General features: G+C 36.5%; 16 protein-coding genes. 5 read left to right on the top strand and 11 right to left on the bottom strand.

Translation table 11 applies throughout. The features are described from left to right. The first annotated feature begins 12 nt into the window (after positions 1 to 12). Together AB8P06_RS10345 and AB8P06_RS10350 are read left to right on the top strand one after the other, a co-directional pair. Entirely contained in the window at positions 13 to 996 is a 984-nt protein-coding gene (locus tag AB8P06_RS10345; RefSeq protein ID WP_369841193.1) for a hypothetical protein, read from the top strand. 5 nt (positions 997 to 1,001) lie between these two features. Then, positions 1,002 to 1,727 (top strand): hypothetical protein, encoded by a 726-nt coding sequence (locus AB8P06_RS10350; RefSeq protein ID WP_369841196.1) that lies wholly within the window; start codon positions 1,002 to 1,004, stop codon positions 1,725 to 1,727. A gap of 528 nt (positions 1,728 to 2,255) precedes the next feature. Here AB8P06_RS10350 and AB8P06_RS10355 read toward each other — a convergent pair. Continuing rightward, positions 2,256 to 3,365, bottom strand: coding sequence for an epoxide hydrolase family protein (locus tag AB8P06_RS10355; RefSeq protein WP_369841199.1), 1,110 nt, complete (start codon positions 3,363 to 3,365; stop codon positions 2,256 to 2,258). 320 nt (positions 3,366 to 3,685) lie between these two features. Here AB8P06_RS10355 and AB8P06_RS10360 point away from each other — a divergent pair, with 320 nt between their 5' ends. Continuing rightward, positions 3,686 to 4,327, top strand: a complete 642-nt coding sequence (locus tag AB8P06_RS10360; protein ID WP_369841202.1) for an NAD(P)-dependent oxidoreductase — start codon at positions 3,686 to 3,688, stop codon at positions 4,325 to 4,327. A gap of 74 nt (positions 4,328 to 4,401) precedes the next feature. Here the strand turns inward: AB8P06_RS10360 and uvrA are convergent, their stop codons facing one another. Continuing rightward, the gene (gene uvrA / locus AB8P06_RS10365; protein WP_369841205.1) at positions 4,402 to 7,194 is read right to left on the bottom strand and encodes an excinuclease ABC subunit UvrA; all 2,793 of its coding nucleotides are present in this window, start codon (positions 7,192 to 7,194) and stop codon (positions 4,402 to 4,404) included. A 599-nt stretch (positions 7,195 to 7,793) separates the two neighbouring features. On the opposite strand from uvrA, the gene AB8P06_RS10370 reads away from it, so the two are divergent. Further along, positions 7,794 to 9,605, top strand: coding sequence for a TonB-dependent receptor plug domain-containing protein (locus AB8P06_RS10370; RefSeq protein WP_369841208.1), 1,812 nt, complete (start codon positions 7,794 to 7,796; stop codon positions 9,603 to 9,605). 52 nt (positions 9,606 to 9,657) lie between these two features. Beyond that, entirely contained in the window at positions 9,658 to 10,374 is a 717-nt protein-coding gene (locus AB8P06_RS10375) for a DUF2490 domain-containing protein (protein ID WP_369841211.1), read from the top strand. Here AB8P06_RS10375 and AB8P06_RS10380 read toward each other — a convergent pair. From AB8P06_RS10380 to AB8P06_RS10420, 9 genes are all read right to left on the bottom strand, one after another. Then, positions 10,371 to 12,422, bottom strand: a complete 2,052-nt coding sequence (locus tag AB8P06_RS10380; RefSeq protein WP_369841214.1) for a M48 family metallopeptidase — start codon at positions 12,420 to 12,422, stop codon at positions 10,371 to 10,373. The genes AB8P06_RS10375 and AB8P06_RS10380 overlap by 4 nt on opposite strands. A gap of 8 nt (positions 12,423 to 12,430) precedes the next feature. Next, positions 12,431 to 12,877: a phosphohydrolase gene (locus AB8P06_RS10385; protein ID WP_369841217.1), complete on the bottom strand. Its 447-nt coding sequence runs from the start codon at positions 12,875 to 12,877 to the stop codon at positions 12,431 to 12,433. A 199-nt stretch (positions 12,878 to 13,076) separates the two neighbouring features. Then, a complete protein-coding gene (locus tag AB8P06_RS10390) occupies positions 13,077 to 14,864 on the bottom strand; it encodes an acyl-CoA dehydrogenase FadE (RefSeq protein ID WP_369841219.1) in 1,788 nt (595 codons plus the stop codon). A 20-nt stretch (positions 14,865 to 14,884) separates the two neighbouring features. After that, entirely contained in the window at positions 14,885 to 16,063 is a 1,179-nt protein-coding gene (locus tag AB8P06_RS10395; RefSeq protein ID WP_369841222.1) for a thiolase family protein, read from the bottom strand. Between the two features lie 40 nt (positions 16,064 to 16,103). Next, positions 16,104 to 16,466 carry a four helix bundle protein gene (locus AB8P06_RS10400; protein WP_369841225.1) on the bottom strand — a complete coding sequence of 121 codons (363 nt, stop codon included), beginning with the start codon at positions 16,464 to 16,466 and terminating at the stop codon, positions 16,104 to 16,106. Between the two features lie 39 nt (positions 16,467 to 16,505). Beyond that, the gene (locus tag AB8P06_RS10405; RefSeq protein WP_369841228.1) at positions 16,506 to 18,911 is read right to left on the bottom strand and encodes a 3-hydroxyacyl-CoA dehydrogenase/enoyl-CoA hydratase family protein; all 2,406 of its coding nucleotides are present in this window, start codon (positions 18,909 to 18,911) and stop codon (positions 16,506 to 16,508) included. A 55-nt stretch (positions 18,912 to 18,966) separates the two neighbouring features. After that, a complete protein-coding gene (locus AB8P06_RS10410) occupies positions 18,967 to 19,419 on the bottom strand; it encodes a MarR family winged helix-turn-helix transcriptional regulator (protein WP_007846612.1) in 453 nt (150 codons plus the stop codon). A gap of 166 nt (positions 19,420 to 19,585) precedes the next feature. Beyond that, on the bottom strand, positions 19,586 to 20,509 hold the full coding sequence (locus AB8P06_RS10415) for an ABC transporter ATP-binding protein (RefSeq protein WP_369841230.1): 924 nt from the start codon (positions 20,507 to 20,509) through the stop codon (positions 19,586 to 19,588). A gap of 76 nt (positions 20,510 to 20,585) precedes the next feature. Continuing rightward, positions 20,586 to 20,963: a GxxExxY protein gene (locus AB8P06_RS10420; RefSeq protein WP_369841232.1), complete on the bottom strand. Its 378-nt coding sequence runs from the start codon at positions 20,961 to 20,963 to the stop codon at positions 20,586 to 20,588. Positions 20,964 to 20,991 lie beyond the last annotated feature (28 nt).

Raw genomic sequence — 20,991 nt, forward strand, 5'->3', positions numbered from 1 at the left:
AAATATAAAATTATGAAACTAGGTTTTGGGATATTCTGGGGACTTTATATGTTGTTTTTTGCAATTCCGTTTCCAATGATTTTGTATTACAGCATTAAAAGTGATGATCCGCCTCATCTTGCAGAAACAGATCCTTGGTTGGCATTGGGAACCTTAGCCCTATCGGTTATTTTATGGGGTATTCTTCTGGTCGGTTATTTCCGTAAATGGATCATTTCCAATTTTATCGGGAAAAGAAATATTGACTATCTGAATAAAAATGGAGTTCTGCGGAAAGCAGAAATTATGGAAGCTGTAAAACTCTCTAAAGACGGCAGTAAATATGATACCTACGAACTTAAGCTTTTATTCAAAAACCTGGTAGATACGGAAATCATGCAAAAAGCAATTGTAAATGATTCAAAGCCACAACAAAAAAGATTTGAAACCGGAAAAAAAGTTGATATCCGTATCGATAAGGAAATGAAAAAAATACCTTATTTTATTTTTGCAGGCACGGAAGCTACCATAAATATACCGATTATCTTCCTGATCTGTTTAGGCTGGTTGACCCTTACCGTTCTTGTTTCAGGCTACTATATTTATGCTTATCAGACGGAAAATGCAGGAATGGGCTGGCGTTTTATTTTTTTCTGGCATCCTTTGTTGATTTGTCCGGCTGTACTTTTATTTTACCGCGGCGGGTTATCCTTACTGCTTAGCAAAATTGGAGGTGGTAAGAAAGGTGAAGCAGAGTTGATTAAGTTCAAAGGAATAAAGACTACCGCAAAGCTGATCAGTGCCGACCAAACGGGGACTTATATCAACGAACAGCCGATGGTTCTGTTTAAACTGGAGTATACGGATAATCAGAACCACATCAGAAGAGCCGAAATCAAGAAGATTGTAAATCTGTTGGACCTAAATAGTGTACAACAGAAAACCATCGATATTTTTTATTTAAAAGAAAATCCGGATCGTATTGCCTTTGCAGCTGATCTGGACAAAATAAGTTGAGCATCATGAAAAAATCAATCATTGTAATGATCTGTATCTTTCTTTTTACAGGCTGTGAGCAGGTTTCGAAGAGTATTAAAGATACCCTTGAGCCTAAGAATGATACCATAGCTGAAGTCAAAGAAAAACAAATGCCGGATCCCGCTCCCAGTCCATACGATGCTGCAGTAGAAAAGCAGATAGAAGACGCTCAACATTTAGTTGAAACCGTCCTTGAAAAGCACACCAAAACACGCATTCAACATATAGAGGGTAAAAACACCGATTTTCTAACCAATGAAAAAAAATTAAACAACGCTGAGGAGGCCTTAAAAAAGCTTCCTCAGTATTTAGGAAAAGAGATTTTTATTTATTCTTCAATTCATTTTTATAATGACGGTAGAATCCGGGTTATGCTTCAGCATCCGCAGAACCCTGAATATATAGATAATTATGTCTATGAAAATGAGACCTGGTCTGAACCGAAGCCGGAACAACTATCAGTAAAAGACAATATCCGGAGCAGACTGGTTTCTTTGCAGAAAATAAGCTTTACAAATGTAGCCAGAGCAGCATCCGTTTATAATGAGAAAACAAAGCAGATTGAAGGAGCAGAACCTATTACCAGTATTTATATTTCTATTTGGAACAATAATCTGCGTTGGTCTCCGGGAAGTATCAACGGAAGCAGGGAACGCTATTCTATTGAGTTGAATCAGAACGGAACTTTAAAAAAGTTTGAAAGAGAGTAGTAGAACACGGAATAGGATTAAATTTTAACACAAGGCTAGACAAAGAATTAATAAGCTTATTGGAATTTTTAAGATATACAAAGCCGCTTTACTTATTTTTGAAATACAATGAGGGGTGAGAACAACTTGGTTTTCAGAGATCATTTGTTTGAAAGTGAGAATGATTTAACCTTAATTCACCTTAAAACCTAAATGTCCTTAATGGTTCAAATTCTATTTTAAATGCTGCCAATAAAAGAATCCGCTCTTTAGAAGCGGATTCAGTAGATAAAAACATCTCATTTTTTTAATTAGACAACAACAAAAAAGCACAGCCGACAATGCTGTGCTTAAATTTTTATTTCAAATTTAATTGCAATTTCAAAGCTGAAAAAAGCAAAAAACGATTTCATTTCAGTTTTATTACATAGTAAATGTAGGAATAATTTTAATACGAAACATCAATTAAATGTTAAAATTCACAAGTTATCCACATTTTTTTGTGGATAACTTGTTATTTGAAATGATTCTGCCTTTCCACACTGCTTTTTACCCTAAAGAATAAAAGAAAGACCGGAGCTCATCTGCGAAAACCTGGGGTACTTCCAATGCTGCAAAGTGGCCTCCGGATTCCATCCTTTTAAAATGGACTACATTCACAAATCGTTCTGCCCATTCACGGGGAAACTGAGCTTCGCGCGGGAATACGGCAAGCCCGGCCGGGACATCAGATTTTTGTAAAGGCTGAGAACCACCCCATTGGGCAATCGCATCCATTTTATACATTCTCATCGATGAGCTTATAGTCTGGGTAATCCAATAAATCATAATATTAGTCAGCAATTCATCTTTTCCTCCAAAAGCTGTTTCAATTAATTCCGGAGGAGCACCTGCATTCCCAAAGCTTAGAATCCAGGCAGCCAGTCCAACCGGAGAATCATTGAGTGCATATGCCAAAGACTGAGGTTTTGTAGAATGAATCATTGCATAAGCGCCTTCAGAATACCACCATTGCTGTACAAACCGGGCAAAGTTTTTTTCTTCTTCGGTCATGCTGTTCGGATCTTCCTGGCCCATAGGATAGCCAATATCTGTAAAATGAACAGCTTCCACAATGTCCGGATATTTTGAAGCCAGAGCTTTGGTAACACTCATACCCACATCACCACCGGCCGCATAAAACTTTTTATATCCTAAAGTTTCAGTCATTAGCTTAATCCATAAATCTGCAACACTTTCACTGCTTACTGCAACTTTACCGGAAAAGCCAAACCCAGGAATAGAAGGGATAATCAGATCAAAGCTCTGGTCACCTTCGGTAAGAAGTGGGATAATTTTATGAAAACGATAAAAGCTGTCCGGCCAGCCATGGGTTAAAATCAATGGTTTAGAATTTTCTCCTTTTCCTTTTATATATTGGAAATGAATCTGAATTCCATCCAAATCAGTCACATATTGCGGATACTGATTCAGTTGCTCCTCATATTTTTTCCAGTCATATTCATTCAGCCAGTAATCGGTCAGGTTTTTCATATACTTTTCACTGGTTCCGAAATGCCAGTCAGAACCTTCAGGTTCTCCGGGCCACCTGGTGTTTTGAATGCGCTGCTTAAGATCACTAAAAACTTCTTCAGAAATGTTTACGGTAAATGGTTTCATATTATTTAAATTTAGGTTGGGTTTAAAAGAAGGTGAATCTGCGATTATCTGATCACAGTGATTTATTTTTGCGACACTAACAAATATAATACAATTATGTTACTCATAAACAATAAGATATGAAGTCTGTTTTTGTGTTTTATTGTTCAGTTTTGAAATAATGTTTACATTTACGTCATTAAAATCTCTTTATAAATAGTATCCCAAATTCAGGCACATTCTATAGCCTGGAATCTAAGGTTCAAATTTTATGGACCCGGATCATCTGTTGTTTTAAGCTGAAAAAATCTCAGCTGACTTCAAATTATAAAGAGAACATTATGAAAACAAATACAATTGCCGTTATCGGCGGAACAGGAAAATCAGGAAAATATCTTGTTCAAAACCTACTGGATAAAAACTATCCGATCAGATTATTATTAAGAAATCCTGAAAATTTTACGGTTAACAATCCATTGATTGAAGTGGTGAAAGGAGATGCAAGAGATTATCATTCGATTGATGGTTTGATTAAAGGCTGTGCGCTTGTCATGAGTACTTTAGGACAACCGAAAGGAGAAAAATCCATATTCAGTGATGCTACCGGAAATATCATCAAAGCAATGAACCAGTATGGAATAAAAAGATATATTGTAACGACAGGTTTAAGTGTCAATACACCATTTGATTCCAAAAACGAAAAAGTGAAAATGGCCACCGACTGGATGTATCAGAATTACCCTGAAACAACCTCAAATAAACAGAAGGAATATGAGCTTCTGGCTAAAAGCAATGTGGACTGGACCTTAGTACGGCTTCCTCTAATTAATCTAACCAATGAAAACTTTAATACAGAAACAGATCTTAAAGATTGTAAAGGAGAAAATATCAGTGCGGCAGATCTGGCTGGATTCTTAGTCTCGCAGATCGATGATGAAACGTATGTCGGAAAAAGTCCGTTTCTATATAATAAACTTCATTAACTGTTTTATAGTCAAGCTTTAGATCAATAAGTTAATAAAAAACAGAGAGTCAAATTCTGACTCTCTGTTTGTATTTAGTTTTCCAGTTTTTCTTTAATATATCTGGCTGTATGGGATTTTTTATTTTTTGCCAGTTCTTCCGGAGTTCCGGTGAAGACTACTTCACCACCATGTTTTCCGGCTTCGGGGCCGATGTCTATAATATAATCGGCTGATTTGATAATATCCGGCTGGTGCTCAATAACGATCACAGAATGTCCCAGGTCAATCAATGCCTGAAGCGATTTCAGTAATTTTTGGATATCGTGGAAATGTAATCCTGTAGAAGGTTCATCAAAAATAAATAAGGTTTTATCTGTCGTAACTCCTTTTACAAGGAATGAAGCCAGTTTCACACGCTGAGCTTCACCACCCGAAAGAGTAGAAGAGCTTTGTCCCAATTGTAAATATCCAAGACCCACTTCCTGTAAAGGCCTTAATTTGGTGACAATTTTTTCTTCATTATTATCTTTAAAAAAGGCTAAAGACTCATCAACCGTCATATGAAGGATGTCAGAAATATTTTTCTCATCGAATTTCACTTCCAGGATTTCGTTTTTAAAACGGGTTCCTTTGCATACTTCACATTCAAGCTCAATATCAGCCATAAACTGCATCGAAACATTGATTACTCCTTCACCCTTACATTCATCACATCTTCCGCCGTCTACGTTGAATGAGAAGTGTTTAGGCTTATAACCCATCATTTTTGAGATCTTCTGCTTGGCAAATAAATCCCTGATATCATCATAAGCTTTAAGATAAGTAACAGGGTTTGAACGGGAAGATTTTCCGATAGGATTCTGGTCGATTAATTCAATATTTTTAATCAGTTTTTTAGGGAATTCTACTGTATCATAATCTCCTTTTTTTCCACCCATTCCCAACTGGATCTGAATGTCATTGGTCAGAATTTCTTTCATCAGAGTAGATTTTCCGCTTCCTGAAACCCCGGAAATAACCACCAGGTTTTCCAAAGGTACATCTACATCTATATTTTTAAGATTATTCTGACGGGCGCCTTTAATGTGAATCCATTCTTTAGCTTTTCTTCGCTTTGCAGGAACTTCAATTTCCAGTCTTCCGGTAAGATATTTAGAAGTAAGGGTATCAGCATTTTTCAGTTCTTTATAATCACCCGCAAAAACCAGCTCACCTCCCAGATATCCTGCTTCAGGGCCGATATCAATAATGTAATCCGCTGCCTTCATCACATCTTCGTCATGTTCAACAACAATGACCGTATTTCCCAGGTCACGGAGATTTTTCAAAACTTCAATTAAATTTTCGGTATCTCTGGAGTGCAAACCTATTGATGGCTCATCCAGAATATAGATGGAGCCTACCAATGAGCTTCCCAGGCTGGTTGCAAGGTTGATTCTCTGGCTTTCACCACCGGAAAGCGTGTTTGAAGTTCTGTTTAACGTTAAATATCCTAAGCCTACCTTCAATAAAAATTCCAGTCGGGTAGTGATTTCATATAGTAACCGTTTAGCAACTTCCTGATCGTGTTCTGAAAGCTTTAATCCGTTTATTAACGGGAAAAGTTCATCCAACGGAAGCTCAATCATAGACTGAATATTGTGTCCGTCAATTTTCACCCATGTGGTTTCCTCCCGTAAACGAAGTCCTTCACAAGTCGGGCAAAGGGTTTTTCCACGATAACGGGAAAGCATCACACGATACTGGATTTTATATAAATTTTCTTCAAGCATTTTGAAGAAATTATTAATAGAAGGGAAACTGCTTTTACCGTCACCTTTCCATAAATAGCTTTTCTGTTCTTTGGATAACTGATGATAAGGCTTATGAATAGGGAAATCACCTGCTTTTTTAATGAAATCCTTTTTCCATTCGCTCATACTTTCTCCACGCCATGAAACCACTGCATCTTCGTAAACAGACAGGGTTTTATTCGGGACTACAAGATCTTCATCAATTCCGATCACTTTTCCGTAGCCTTCACAGGTAGGGCAGGCTCCGTAAGGATTGTTAAAGCTGAAAAAATGAACATTCGGTTCAAGGAATTCAATTCCATCCAGTTCAAACTTATTTGAAAATTCTTTAGCTTCTCCCGTTTCTGCGTTTTTAAGGGTACAATATCCACGGCCTTCATAAAAAGCCATCTGAATCGAATCCGCCAGTCTCTGAAGGAAACTCTCATCTTCTTCGTAAGAAAAACGGTCGATCACCAGATTGATGGTCATCCCTTTTTCAGGAGTAAACCCGAAGCTTTCCAGGTCTTCAATTCCGGCAACATTTCCATTGATTTCAAGTCTGGTAAAACCTGCCAGTTTCAGAACATTCAGGGTTTCGTTAAAGTTGGCAGGATCATAGTCCAACGGTGCTGTCAAAAGAAAAGAAATCTCTTTTTTTGATGCTTTGATATAATCTACAACATCGGAAACCGAATCTTTTTTCACTTCTTCACCTGATACCGGAGAATAGGTTTTCCCGATCCTTGCAAATAAAAGCTTCAGATAATCATAAATTTCCGTTGATGTTCCTACCGTAGATCGCGGATTTGAAGAAATTACTTTCTGCTGAATTGCAATAGAAGGTGCAAGCCCTTTAATATCGTCCACTTTCGGTTTTTCAAGTTTCCCTAAAAACTGACGGGCGTAAGAGCTCAAGCTTTCTACATATCTTCTTTGTCCCTCAGCATAAATAGTGTCAAAAGCCAGAGATGATTTTCCGCTTCCGGATACTCCTGTAATGACAATCAGTTTATTTTTCGGGATTAATACATCGATGTGTTTCAGGTTGTTAAGATGTGCGTTTTTAACAAAAACCTGCTTTTTTATATCTATTTCTGTAATTGAAGCCATAGTAAAATTAAGACTCACGAAATTACGAATTTTTGACGGATTTTTTAATTATATTATAAAGGTTTCTATTTAAAAATTCTATATAAATAACTGTTAATATTTTTTGCCTATAGGAATTTTAAGAATTTTATTTTCAGATGATTAAATGTGTCATAAAAGAATATGAATTAATTACTTCAAATATTTGATTTATAGTCTGTTATTTAAGTTTTTCAGCTTATTAAGTTATCATTTTTTATTTTCCGGGACAGAAAATTATCCAATTGATGGAGCATGGTTTTTAGTTAAAAGATTACAATATTCCCTTTATGGCATCTTTTTTGCAAAATTTTATGTTTTTTGTTAGATTTTTTCGTTTTACTATTGTTTTGTATTTTGAAATTTTTTAAAATTGTACATCTAAAATATGTAATAAAGAAAATGAGAAAATTATTCAGAGATCTTGTTACACATTTAATGAGAAAAAGATAGAAATTACCCTCAAAAAAAGATGCAGTTTTACCTGCATCTTTTTTTTATGACAACAATCATTGCCAGTCTTACTTAAGACCTCTATTTTTGGCCATCTTAAAGAAATCTTAAAATCTAAACGAAAGAACATGATAAAAAAGCTGGGAACTGCTGTTTTTCTTGGAACCATACTGGCGATTCAGGCTCAGGAAAAGACTACGGATATTGATGTCATCGAAGTTCAGGGCAAATTTATTGCCACACCTTACAAGAATGCCAATCAGAATATTACAGTCATTACAAGGGAAGACATTGCCAATTCTCCGGCGAAAAGCATCGATGAAATTTTGCAGCAGGTTCCAGGAATGGATATCAGAAGACGGGGAGCCAATGGTGTACAGAGTGATATAGGTTTCAGGGGAAGTTCTTTTGAGCAGGTACTGCTTCTTTTAAACGGGATCAGGATGAATGACTCACAAACCGGGCATAATTCTTTAAACCTTCCTGTAGATCTTGATGATGTGGAAAGAATTGAGATTGTAAAAGGTCCGGCAGCAAGAAGGTTCGGGCAGAATGCTTATGCTGGTGTAATCAATGTGATCACAAAAACCAATCCCGGGAAAAGGGTGAAAATAAGTGCTGAAGGCGGTGACTATGAAACATACGGCTTCGGATTCAATGCACAGCTGGGAAATGAAAAATTTTCAAACTCTCTTCAGGCCAATTCTGCGACTTCACAGGGATACATGCATAATACGGATTATGAAATCAGGAATGTATTTTATCAGAGTAAATTAAATATAAAAGATGGAGACATCCGTTTACAGGCCGGTTTTTCAGAAAAGAAATTCGGGGCCAACGGATTTTACTCTTCTCCACAGGCTACAGAACAGTATGAGGAAACACAGGCTTCTATCGTGAGTGTAGCGCATCAGCAGACTTTCGGGAAATTAAAACTGAACTCTAATATGTATTGGAGAAGAGGGCAGGATATGTATTTATTCAACAGACAAAAGCCGGAAATATACAGGAATATGCACATCGGAAATAATGTGGGTGGAGAAGTGAATTCCAGTTACCAGTGGGGATTGGGAACAACAGGAATTGGAGTGGAACTGAGAAAAGAGTTTCTGGCAAGTAATAATTTAGGAAGCAGAAACCGTTTTGTATCCCAGGTTTTCTTTGAGCATCATTTTTCTTTACTGAATAAAAAACTGAATATTAGTCCGGGAATTTCATGGGCCAATTACTCTAAAGAGGGAAATTTCTTTTATCCGGGATTGGATGTAGGCTATAATTTTAATCAAAACCATAAAGTTTACGGAAATATTGCAAGAGTTCACAGGGTTCCTACTTTTACCGACTTATATTATGTAAGCAAAACAGAGCAGGGAAATCCGGATCTGATTCCTGAAAATGCTGTTTCTACGGAGATTGGATATCAGTATCAGAATAAGGAGCTATTGGCTAAAATCAGCGGATTTATGAGGAATTCCAATAATTCCATCGACTGGATAAAAAAATCACTTGAAGATCCGGTCTGGTATGCACAGAATGTGGGAGAAATAGATACTAAAGGAATTGAATTTGAATTGAATCACAGGGTTTTAAGCTGGTTGAAATATTCGGCAGGTTATACTTATCTTGACACCAGTTTTAAGCAGTCGAATGAATTTGTTTCAAGATATGTACTGGATAATCTGAAACATCAGGTCGTTGCCAAACTGGAAACAGGATTTTTAAAATATTTCACTAATGAATTGGTTTACAGGTATAACGAAAGAGTAAACCTGGGCAGCTATCATTTACTGGACGAAAAATTAAGTTTTGTGAAAAAGGATTTTTCTGTTTATGCTTTGATTACTAATGTTACCAATACGAAATATACGGAAACATTTGGTGTTCAGATGCCTAATAGATGGTTTCACATCGGCTTTTCGTACAATATTAATATTAAGTAAACTTAATATTACCGGACTGTTAAATATTATATTTTTGCAAAAATTTTTTTGAATGAAACTGTTTTTAGGTCTTAGTTTACTTTTAAGTGTTACATTTTTTAAAGCTCAGGAACATATTTCCAGCTTCAATGCAGTGACTCTCACCTATAAGTTTCATCCGAAATTTTTCATTTATGCGGAAGGACAGTTGCGGGGGAATGAAGATTATACTTATCCCGATTATTATGAGATAAAGGGTGGATTAGGATATAATCTTACCAAAAATCATAAGCCTTTTGTAGGTCTCGGAAGATATGTCAATTACAAAGAGCATAGCTTAAGCAGGGAAGAATTCAGGGTCTGGCTTCAGGACATTATCGATATTAAGAAAGGGATTGTAAAATTCGAAAACCGTTTCCGTGTGGAAAAAAGCTGGTTTTATGAGCCTAAAACCGATAGAAGTTCTCAGAGAATGCGTTACCGCTACCGTCTTAATGTAAGTGTACCGTTAAATGCAAAAGAAGTGAAAAAAGGAACTGTTTTCGCTAATGCCTACGATGAAATTTTCTTTGTAAGCCCTATGAAACCTACATTTGCAAGAAACAGGGTGTATGGAGGCTTCGGGTATCAGATCGATGATTATTTCGGGATTGTTTCCGGATATTTATGGCAAAGGGAATTTGAAGCTGCAGGCAACAAGAATCTGCATTTTGTTTATTTGGCTTTAAACATCAATATCGACGGAACCGGCCATCATACCAAAACCTACGATTTCCCGGGGGCGGATTAAGATGCTTTATCTAAACCCGCCTGAAAACTCAATAATTCCAGTTTGAAATCGGTATACGTTTTATTAAGGATCATCTGATATTCATTGACAACAGAAAATACGGAATCCACTTCTGTCTGAAGATAACGGTCATTATTAAAGTAGATGTATTCCGAATTAATAAATGGTTTCAGCTGATTTTTATTCTCTTCAGTTAATAAATCTTTATAGCCGGAAGTTTCTATAAACTCATTTAATTTTTGTTTAAAAGGCTTTTCCTGGCTCAGTAGGGCAGCCCGGTGCTTTCTGATTTCTTCAAAAGGCAGCTGAACAGTCATGAACTGCAAATGATTGATAAACTGATTGATCGATTGGTTAAAATCATCATATTCACGGTCTATTACAGCGATTTTTCTGTATTTATTAAGAAGGGTTTCTTTATTCTGCTCATCTGCTTTATTGTAGAAATACTGAAATATATTCTGATCATTTTTCTCTAATTCTGCTTTTACGGTTTCAAGCTCTTTGGTTACTCTTGGAATTAAAATTTTAGCTTCATTTCCTTTATACAGTTTTCCGTTGTACTTAAATGTTTTCAATGCTTTAGGATTGGCTGCAAGCTGATTTAACGTAAGCAGATCACTTTCAATACCTGCTTTTTCATAAACCAGAGACACATTTTTATCACTGAAACAGTCGGTTAATTCAGAAGAATCAGTTTTGTTTATGACAGTTTCAGGATCTTCCAATATGGGATTATGTCTTTCGTAATAGCCGTTAAACCGTCTGTCCATCTCATAATACGGGTATTTTTCATTGTAAAGCTCCAGGAATCTGTCGTTATCGTCAATAACTTCACCTATGTTTTTAATGCTGTGTAAAGTCAGGTATTTGCTTGTTAAAGATTTACAGATCTCATCAAATCCGCGGATGATATTTTTAGCGAGCTCATGATTTTCCGGACGGTTTTGAGTTGCATTTTTCCAGATCATCTCCACTCTTTTGGCTACTTCCGGATGTGAAGACCACTGATCTTCAATTTCTATTTTGGTTTTATTGTAACGCTTTAAATCATCTACGTCTACTTTAGGCAAACCGTTTTCGTAAGGGTGATTATTTCTTTCACTGAAAATTTTTATTAAAGCCGTCTGGTTTTCATAAAGATTTTCCGGCAGATATTTCTGCTCGCTACTGATGTAGAAGTTAAAAGAATAGTTGAATGCAGCATCACTTAATTCTAATCTCAGAAGGGAAGAAGTCTGTTCTTTCGGATTGGTGATAAAAGTGGCAATGGCATCGGCGTGATATTCCATTTCTCTTTGCAGGGAAGCGTGGTTTTTGAAAAGAAAATTGGAAACACTTTTTAAAATATATTGAAATACACTGATGAAGCCTACAGAGATCATCCCGAAAAGTTTGAATGCAGCATATCCGGTACCATTTAAGATAAAGTTTTCATAATCTTTATTGTTGTAAACGGTTTCAAAGATAATTTTTTCAGCCTGACTGACGTAGCCGCCTACTTTCATGCTTCGTTGGGAGAAATGCCCGAATTCATGGGCCAAAATACTTTTCAGCTCGCCAACACTTGTAGAATTGATCAGCCCCATCCCGATTGTAAGGTTTTTCTTTACCGGCAGAAACATACTCCAGAATATGGAATTGTAACTTACACTTGCGTTGACGTCAGGTGAAAGAAATACTTTTTTCGGTTTCTGTACTTTTGTTTCGGCAACAATTTCGTCAATAATCGCAAACAGTTCGGGCTGATGTTTTGGCGTGATTTCGATCAGATGCCTTGTACTGTAACGATTTTTGGAGAAAATAAATTTCACTAAAAAAATAAATACAAAAATACCAATGCTGAATAACCCGATGGCAGCAATAAAAGTAAAGTATCCCGCTTTAATCGATAAAATCTTTATGGCTCCGTAACCTAATAAGAAAACAAGCAGAAGAGAGACAAGGATCAAGACAAAATAGAGCAGGAAAAATATTGAAATAGATACAATAGCAGATGTCAGCTTAGTTTTATAAGCTGATGAGATTTTAGGTAGGTTATCAGTCATTTGTTTTGCTAGTATTTTTCTATCAGGTAATGATAGGCTTTAAGGTATTTATTAAACCTTTTGATGTCTTTTGGGGTAAGCTCGCGGTTTACCCTTCTCAGGTCCATATTGTCACGAAGGTCATTCAGTTTTACGGCTACAGCCAACGGGGATCTTTCGGTTCTTCTTACAAAGTCATCATAATCTTCTTCAGGATCAAATTTGGTAAGGCAGCTTATGGCGAATAAAATATATTCGGGGAAACCTTCAGTTCTTAAATATTCCAGGCTGAATTCCGCAGGGTGATCTTCCACAACATCGTGTAAAACACCTACAATTTTTTCATCTATTGTTTTACCGTATTCCATCACACGCATAACGTGAGCAATATAAGGAGCATGGTATTTGTCGGTCTGGCCTTTATGTGCTTTGTCAGCAATTTTAATTGCTTTATATAGTAGTTCTTCTTTTGTCATTTTCTCGGAAAATAGAATACAAAAATAAAAAATGCTTTAAAACTCTGATACATTTAAACCGATTTTATTTTCATATTTATGTTAAGAAATTGTTTCAGCTTGTACAGAAGCTCAGGAAGCGGTTTTCTGTGAATAAATTTATAAAGAAAACGCCTCAAAGAATGAGACGTTTTCTAAAATCAAATATATGTTTAAAAGACTAATATGCTCCTTTTGCAATATAATGAGCTGCTATTTTTTCAGTCAGTGCCACTACATTAGGGTGACTGGTATATTTTGTAAACCTTCTTAATCCGGAAAGCATCATTCTCTGCTCATCTCCTTCTGCGAAAGAAATAATACCTTCTTTAGCTGCTACCGTGATTTTCTCAACAGCTTTGTAAAGGTTTAGCTGAGCCATTGCAGCTTCCACAGAATCAGGAGAGAAGTGTTTTTCAGCTCTCAGTATGGTAGATTCCGCCATGTAGATCTGGTTAAGAATTTCTGAAGCGTTCAGTAATAAATGCTGTTGCTTTTCAATATCCATCATATATTTCTGAAGCGCAGCTCCTGAAACCATTAAGAATACTTTTTTAAGGTTTGCGATAATTGCTTTTTCTTCACTCATGAATGCAGAATAATCAGGAACATCGAACGAAGGGATTCCCATCAGTTCTTTGCTGATCGCCATTGCCGGAGATAAAAGATCTAATTCTCCTTTCATTGCTCTCTTAATCAGCATTCCAACGGCAAGAAGTCTGTTGATTTCATTGGTCCCTTCATAGATTCTTCCGATTCTTGCATCTCTCCATGCAGATTCCATTGGTGTATCTTCAGAGAATCCCATTCCACCATAGATTTGAATTCCTTCATCAGCTGTAGTCTGAGTAAGATCTGATACAAAAACTTTAAGAATAGAAGCTTCTACGGCAAATTCTTCAACACCTTTTAATTCTGCTTGCTGATGATCCATTCCTCCGGCAACCAATTCTGCAATTTTATCTTCAACATTTTTTGCTAAACGGTAAGAACCTGCTTCACTCACGAAAACTCCGGTTGACATTTCTGCAATTTTCTTTCTGATTGCTCCGAAAGTCGAGATAGAAACACCAAATTGTTTTCTCTCATTTGAATATTGAATAGAATGATTTAAAATTCTTCTTTGCCCATCGAGATTCGCAGCAGCTAATTTAATTCTGCCAACATTCAATGCATTCAAAGCGATTTTGAAGCCGTTGTTTCTTTCACCCAACATATTTTCTACAGGAATTTTCATATCATTGAAGAAAACCTGACGTGTTGAAGACGAACGAATACCCAGTTTGTGTTCTTCTTCACCAAATGATAAACTGTTCGGATCTTCTAATTCAGAACGATTAATGACAAAGCCCGTTATGTTTTTATCATCATCAATTTTCGCAAACAAAGTGAAAGTATCTGCAAAACCTGCATTGGAAATCCACATTTTTTGTCCGTTGATGATGTAATGTTTTCCATCTTCAGATAATCTTGCTCTTGTTTTTCCTGAATTGGCATCAGAACCGGCATCCGGTTCAGTCAGGCAATACGCACCGAATTTTGTTCCGGCGGCTAAATCCGGAAGGTATTTCTTTTTTAGTTCTTCGCTTCCGTAAAGCAGAGTAGGCAGTGTTCCGATTCCTGTATGAGCTCCGTAGGCTGTTGCTAATGAACCGTTTCCTCCTGAAACATAATCGCAAGCCAGCATTGTACTTACGAATCCCATTCCAAGCCCACCATATTCTTCTGGGACAGTGATTCCTAATAGTCCCATTTCGCCCAGCTGACGCATTTTTTCTTCTGTCAAAGCGTAATCTTTTTTCTCAAAACGATCATGCTGTGGAATAACTTCTCTATCTATAAATTCTTTCGCAGAATCACGAAGCATTTTTTGTTCTTCAGAAAGTTCTTCCAAAGAAAATATTTCATTAGCAGGAATTTCTTTAATTAAGAATTCGCCACCTTTTAATGTTTTATTAAGTGTAGTCATTATATTTTGTAATTTTTTAGTTATAATAATTCAAAAATCGAAGCGGCTCCCTGACCCGTTCCGACGCACATGGAAACCATACCGTATTTGTTTCCGCGTTTTCTCATTTCGTCAAGAAGCTGAACGGTTAATTTTGTTCCTGTGCAACCAAGTGGGTGACCAAGCGCGATTGCTCCTCCGTTAACGTTTAAAATATCAGGATTTAAACCTAATTCTTTTTTAATAGCGACAGATTGTGATGCGAAAGCTTCATTCAGTTCGATCAGTTCAATATCTTTTAATTCTAAACCAGCCTGTTTAAGAGCTTTTGGAATGGCATAAATCGGTCCCATTCCCATAATTCTCGGTTCAAGTCCGGCTGCTGCATAGGCTACCAGTCTTGCTTCCGGTTCAAGACCTAATTCTTTCACCATCTCTTCGCTCATTACGACAACAAAAGCTGCCCCGTCACTCATCTGAGAAGAGTTTCCGGCTGTAACGCTTCCACCATTCGCAAATACGGGTCTCAGTTTAGCTAAACCCTGTAACGAAGTATCTGCTCTCGGACCTTCATCCACTGAAAAATCAAACTTTTTAGTCTGCATTTTCTGATTTTCATCCAGGAAATTATATTCTACAGGAATCGGAACGATCTGGTTGGCAAATCTACCTTCCTGATTGGCTTTTAAAGCTTTCATATGGGATTCAAAAGCAAACTGGTCCTGTTCTTCTCTTGTAATGTTATATTGTTTGGCCACTTCTTCTGCAGTATAACCCATTCCCCAATAATAATCAGGATTGGTTTTTGCAATATCCGTTTCCGGGACCGGTTTGTAGCCACCCATCGGGATATAAGACATCGATTCTGTTCCTCCTGCAATGATGCAATCAGCCATTCCTGCCTGAATTTTTGCAGAAGCAATCGCAATCGCCTCACTTCCTGATGCACAATATCTGTTAACCGTAACTCCGGGAACTTTATCTGTATTTAATCCCATTAAAGAAATCAAACGGGCGACGTTTAAGCCCTGTTCAGCTTCCGGCATTGCGTTTCCTACGATAAGGTCGTCAATCCTGTTTTTATCCAATTGCGGAAGTTCAGCCATTAATTTTTCAATTACGGTTGCCGCCATTACATCGGGACGGGTAAAGCGAAGGGAACCTTTAGGTGCTTTACCTACTGCGGTTCTGTATCCTTTTATTATATATGCTTGTTTCATTTTTTTGTATTAAAGTATTTATGTAAAATGTATTTATGACTTAAAATGCTTGAGTATTAAATTTTTGTTTCAATTTTGCGAGCATGTTTTGTATATGCTTTATTGCTGAATAAATAATATTAAAGTCATCATTTCTGAAGAAACCTAAATCATTAGCAATTAATATCTGAGTTTCAAATTCAAATGAAGAACCTAAGGCAATATTCAGAAAGTGTGAAAACTGAGCATTGGTATCACGGCCTGCACCTTCTGCAATATTAGAAGGAATAGAGTAAAGACTTCTCCTTGATTGAGAGGTAAGTCCAAACATTTCATCTTTAGGAAAATCGTTTGAAGCCAGGTAAAATAATTTACAAAGTTTCATCGATTTTGTCCATACTTCTAAATCTCTAAAATTGTGCATCGTAAATACATTAATACTTTTTACATTTTACAGAAAAATCTAGTTTCTTAATGGTTTTCCATTCTGTAACATGTACTGAATTCTCTCTAAAGTTTTTCTTTCGCCACAAAGTTGTAAGAATGTTTCTCTTTCAAGGTTCAGCAGGTATTGTTCAGTCACAACGGTTGGTTCGGAAAGATTTCCGCCGACCATTACGTTTGCCAGCTTATCGGCAATTTTCTTGTCGTGTTCAGAGATGAAGTTCCCGGTGAGCATCTGGTCTGTTCCTACGTAGAACATTCCTAATGCATCTTTTCCTAAAACTTTTACGCTTTGTTCGATAGGTTGTGTATAGCCTTGTTCTGCCAGTAATTTTGCCACTTTCTTAGCTTCTGCAATCTGTCTGTTTTTGCTTACGGATACAATGTCTTTTCCTTTTTCAAGGATTCCCATATCATAAGCTTCATAGGCTGATGTAGCTACTTTTCCCATCGCGATATTCATGAAAGCTTCACGAAGTCTGTTGTTTTTTACATCATCAGTGTGGAATTCTCTGGAAGTTCTTAACGTCAACTCTTTAGTTCCGCCACCACCGGGAATTACACCAACTCCTGTTTCCACAAGACCGATATAAGTTTCGGCTGCTGCAACCACTCGGTCTGCGTGCATTGTCATTTCACAGCCACCACCAAGGGTCATTCCGTGAGGGGCAACCACCACCGGAATAGAAGAGTAGCGAACTCTCATCATTGATTTCTGGAAGTAAGCAATAGCCATATTCAGATCATCCCAGTCCTGCTCGATAGCCATCATTAAGATCATGGCAAGGTTTGCTCCGACGGAGAAATTTGTGCCCTGATTTCCGATTACCAAACCGTCATATTCTTTTTCAGCCAAATCAATAGCCCTGTTTAATCCGTCAAGAACTTCGCCTCCAAGAGAATTCATTTTGGAGCGGATCTCAAAGTTGATAATTCCGTCTCCGAGATCTTCGATGGCAGCTCCGGAATTACTCCAAAGGGTTTTGTTTTTTCTGATATTATCTAAAATAATAAAAGCATCCTGTCCCGGAATATTGTTGTAGTTTCCGGTGTTTTTATCATAATAGATGCTTTGGCCTTCATTATTGACCTTATAGAATTTTTCGCCTTTTTCAGCAAGAGATTTTGCCCAGTCTGACACTTCATAACCGGCGTCTTTTGCCAGTTCGATCCCTTTTGTCACTCCAACAGCATCCCAGATTTCAAACGGACCGTTTTCCCATCCGAAGCCTGCTCTCATAGCGTCATCAATTTTGTAAACTTCATCGGAGATTTCAGGAACTTTATGGGAAACATAAGCGAATAATGCGCCCAGAGATTTTCTGTAAAGTTCTCCTGCTTTATCTTTTCCTCCGATCAACACTTTAAATCTGTCAATCGGTTTGTCGATGTTTTTCGTTAATTCCAAAGTAGGGAAAGAAGATTTCCCCTGAAGCTCGTATTCTAAAGTATCAAGATTCAATCCGTGAATTTCAGATTTTCCTTCTGCATTTTTTACTTTTTTGTAGAAACCCTGCTCGGTTTTAGAACCTAACCATTTATTATCCATCATTTTCTGGATATAATCAGGAAGGGCAAAAACATCATTGAAATTATTGGCTTCGGCACCGCTTTGACGAACGCCGTTGGCAACCATTACCAAAGTATCCAGACCTACAACATCAGCTGTTCTGAATGTTGCAGATTTCGGACGTCCGATTACAGGACCGGTCAATTTATCAACTTCAGAAACAGTTAAGCCTAATTTCTGAACATTGTGAAGTAAATCCATCATCGAGAAAACTCCGATTCTGTTAGCGATAAATGCCGGAGTATCTTTTGCTAAAACGGTGGTTTTACCTAAGAATTTCGCTCCGTAATTCATATAGAAATCTACAATCTCGGGAGCAGTATCATTGGTAGGGATAATTTCTAAAAGGGGAAGATATCTTACAGGGTTAAAGAAGTGGGTTCCTGCAAAATAATGTTTGAAATCATCACTTCTTCCTTCAGTTAATAAATGAATAGGAATTCCGGAAGTATTAGAAGAAATTAATGTTCCCGGTTTTCTGAACTGTTCAATTTTTTCATAAACTGATTTTTTGATGTCAAGCCTTTCTACAACTACTTCAATGATCCAGTCTGTATTTTTGATTTTCGGTAAATCATCATCAAAATTTCCTACTTTAATCCTGTCTGCAAATTTTGGTGAATAGAGTAGTGCGGGACTTGCTTTTTTCAGTTTTTCAAAGTTTTCGGCAGCAATTCTGTTTCTTACTGCTTTATCATCTTTGGTCAAACCTTTTTTCTGTTCAGCTTCAGTCAATTCAAAAGGAACGATATCCAAAAGCAATACTTCAACGCCGATATTGGCGAAATGCGCTGCTATACCGCTTCCCATAATTCCTGAACCAAGAACCGTTACGTGTTTGATTCTTCTTTTCATATGTAAATTTTTATTATTAATAAGATCATATGCAACCATATGGTTCCATTAAAATTTATTTTCTGTTATTTAATAATTCGTTGGCGATTTTCATGACCTCATTCATGACTTCCTTAAAGGTTTCCATTTTTTCAGGAGCAATCTTTTCCATGACCTTCTTGTTAAAGTTGACAACCACTTCTTTTGAAAGATTTCTTGAATTTAAACCTTTATCAGTAAGCTTGATGATAACTTCTCTTTTATCCGTTGTGGTTTTTTCCTTATAGATATAGCCGTTATCTTCCAGAAGCTTGATGATTCTCGTTAAAGAAGTAGGCTCAATGGCCATTTTAGGGCCCAGATTGGTACTTCTTGTTCCTTCTTTCGGGTCTATTTTGAGGAGAGTAAGGGCCTGAACAGCCGTAGAATCATGTTCCTGGGCAAGTTCTGTGTACATTTTAGAAACAGCCAACCAGGTCTGCTTTAAAATTAAATCTACGTTTTCTATTTTATCCTTATTATTATCCATCATTTTTGTTGAAATGGGTTTTATCAAATTTAGTAAATATTATGCATGCATAGTATTTACTAACGTTAAATTATTGTTAATAACCTGATATTAAGTAGATTAAATTGTATGACAAGCATAATACTATGCATGCATAGTATGTGAGATAATTAAAGAAAACGCTGTATTAATGAATGTTTTTGATAGAATTAACTATTTCTTCGAAAGATTCACATTGGTATTTGTAGCCTTGATATGAAATAACCCAAAAGCTATTCTCAAACTCAAAATTGAAGGAAGAAAAGTCTTTTTGAAAGTTTTTCTGCAGTAAAGAATACAGCATTTCCTTTTGAATGGCAGGTGCTGAAATTTGAGGGGCAACGAATTTTTCATTGACCTGAAATAAAGAAGTATTAGTAAGTTCTTCATGTTGCAGAAGAACATCTTCAACAATTCCCGAATAGAGACAGTTATCTTTTACATACCAGATTTTATCGGCAAATTCTTTTGCCAAACGCCAGTCGTGGGAAGAAAAAAGGATTAGCTTGTTCTGTTCTTTTGCCAGTTTCCTAAGGGTTTTAAGGATGATAATTTTATTTTTTTCATCCAGATGGGTTGTTGGTTCATCCAGAATGATAATAGGGGAGTTTTGGGTTAAAGCCCTTCCAATAAATGCTTTCTGAAGATTTCCATCGGAAAGGTTTTTAAGAAGAGTATACTGGTACTGTTCTAATTCCAGTTCCTTAATTATTGTTGAAACTTCGCCCCTGTCTTCTTTTTTTAATTCAAAATAATAAGGGTAGTAAATGTATTTTCCCAACGAGATAAGATCTTCCACTGTATAATTCTGCGGTATAATTGACTTTGAGAAAACGACAGCAATATTTTCTGCAATTTCTTTAACGGAAAGATTCTTTACATTGGTATGGTTAATTAAAATTTCTCCGCTCATCAAGGGAATCTGATGAAGAATAGATTTGATTAAAGTTGTTTTTCCTACACCGTTATTTCCAATCAAAAGGCATACATCTCCCAGGTTCAAATGGGCATTGGCATCTGAAATAAGAGTTTTGCTGTAGCCTATATTGGCTTGTCTGATTTGTAGGTGCATGTTTTGTTAATCGCAAAGACGCTATTTTTATTTTACTAAATTATGTTTTAAGGCGCAAAAATTTGACAGGTCAAATTCATAATCCGTTTACTATTCTTGTAACACCATTTTTAAAGATATCTGTTTGAAAGTTTATTAACAATCCCAATTTACATCCTGTCATTTTAAGATAAGTTAAAAGCTGGGCTTTGTGACTAGGATTAATGTATTCAACTGCTTTTATTTCTAATATTAATTTATTTTCAACAATCATATCCAGTCTGAAAGCATTTTCAATTTTCAATTCTTCATAAACTATTGAAAGCAATTTTTGTTTTTCCACTAACAGGTCTGCTTTTTTGAGTTCATAAAATATACATTCCTCATATACACTTTCGAATAATCCTGCTCCAAGCTTTTTGTGAATCTTTAATCCGGTTTCAAAAACAATTTTTGATAATTCATTTTCTGTCATTTGTGTGTTGTGTTTTTTGTTAATCGCA

The organism is Chryseobacterium tongliaonense, assembly GCF_041224435.1.
In the GTDB taxonomy this organism is placed as follows: domain Bacteria; phylum Bacteroidota; class Bacteroidia; order Flavobacteriales; family Weeksellaceae; genus Chryseobacterium; species Chryseobacterium tongliaoense.

Excerpts from the sequence above, each read along its gene's own strand:
- uvrA (WP_369841205.1), bottom strand. The coding sequence starts at position 7,194 with ATGGCTTCAATTACAGAAATAGATATAAAAAAGCAGGTTTTTGTTAAA.
- AB8P06_RS10420 (WP_369841232.1), bottom strand. The coding sequence starts at position 20,963 with ATGACAGAAAATGAATTATCAAAAATTGTTTTTGAAACCGGATTAAAG.
- AB8P06_RS10390 (WP_369841219.1), bottom strand. The coding sequence starts at position 14,864 with ATGACTACACTTAATAAAACATTAAAAGGTGGCGAATTCTTAATTAAA.
- AB8P06_RS10410 (WP_007846612.1), bottom strand. The coding sequence starts at position 19,419 with ATGGATAATAATAAGGATAAAATAGAAAACGTAGATTTAATTTTAAAG.
- AB8P06_RS10355 (WP_369841199.1), bottom strand. The coding sequence starts at position 3,365 with ATGAAACCATTTACCGTAAACATTTCTGAAGAAGTTTTTAGTGATCTT.
- AB8P06_RS10345 (WP_369841193.1), top strand. The coding sequence starts at position 13 with ATGAAACTAGGTTTTGGGATATTCTGGGGACTTTATATGTTGTTTTTT.
- AB8P06_RS10380 (WP_369841214.1), bottom strand. The coding sequence starts at position 12,422 with ATGACTGATAACCTACCTAAAATCTCATCAGCTTATAAAACTAAGCTG.
- AB8P06_RS10350 (WP_369841196.1), top strand. The coding sequence starts at position 1,002 with ATGAAAAAATCAATCATTGTAATGATCTGTATCTTTCTTTTTACAGGC.
- AB8P06_RS10400 (WP_369841225.1), bottom strand. The coding sequence starts at position 16,466 with ATGCACAATTTTAGAGATTTAGAAGTATGGACAAAATCGATGAAACTT.
- AB8P06_RS10375 (WP_369841211.1), top strand. The coding sequence starts at position 9,658 with ATGAAACTGTTTTTAGGTCTTAGTTTACTTTTAAGTGTTACATTTTTT.
- AB8P06_RS10405 (WP_369841228.1), bottom strand. The coding sequence starts at position 18,911 with ATGAAAAGAAGAATCAAACACGTAACGGTTCTTGGTTCAGGAATTATG.
- AB8P06_RS10385 (WP_369841217.1), bottom strand. The coding sequence starts at position 12,877 with ATGACAAAAGAAGAACTACTATATAAAGCAATTAAAATTGCTGACAAA.
- AB8P06_RS10370 (WP_369841208.1), top strand. The coding sequence starts at position 7,794 with ATGATAAAAAAGCTGGGAACTGCTGTTTTTCTTGGAACCATACTGGCG.
- AB8P06_RS10360 (WP_369841202.1), top strand. The coding sequence starts at position 3,686 with ATGAAAACAAATACAATTGCCGTTATCGGCGGAACAGGAAAATCAGGA.
- AB8P06_RS10395 (WP_369841222.1), bottom strand. The coding sequence starts at position 16,063 with ATGAAACAAGCATATATAATAAAAGGATACAGAACCGCAGTAGGTAAA.
- AB8P06_RS10415 (WP_369841230.1), bottom strand. The coding sequence starts at position 20,509 with ATGCACCTACAAATCAGACAAGCCAATATAGGCTACAGCAAAACTCTT.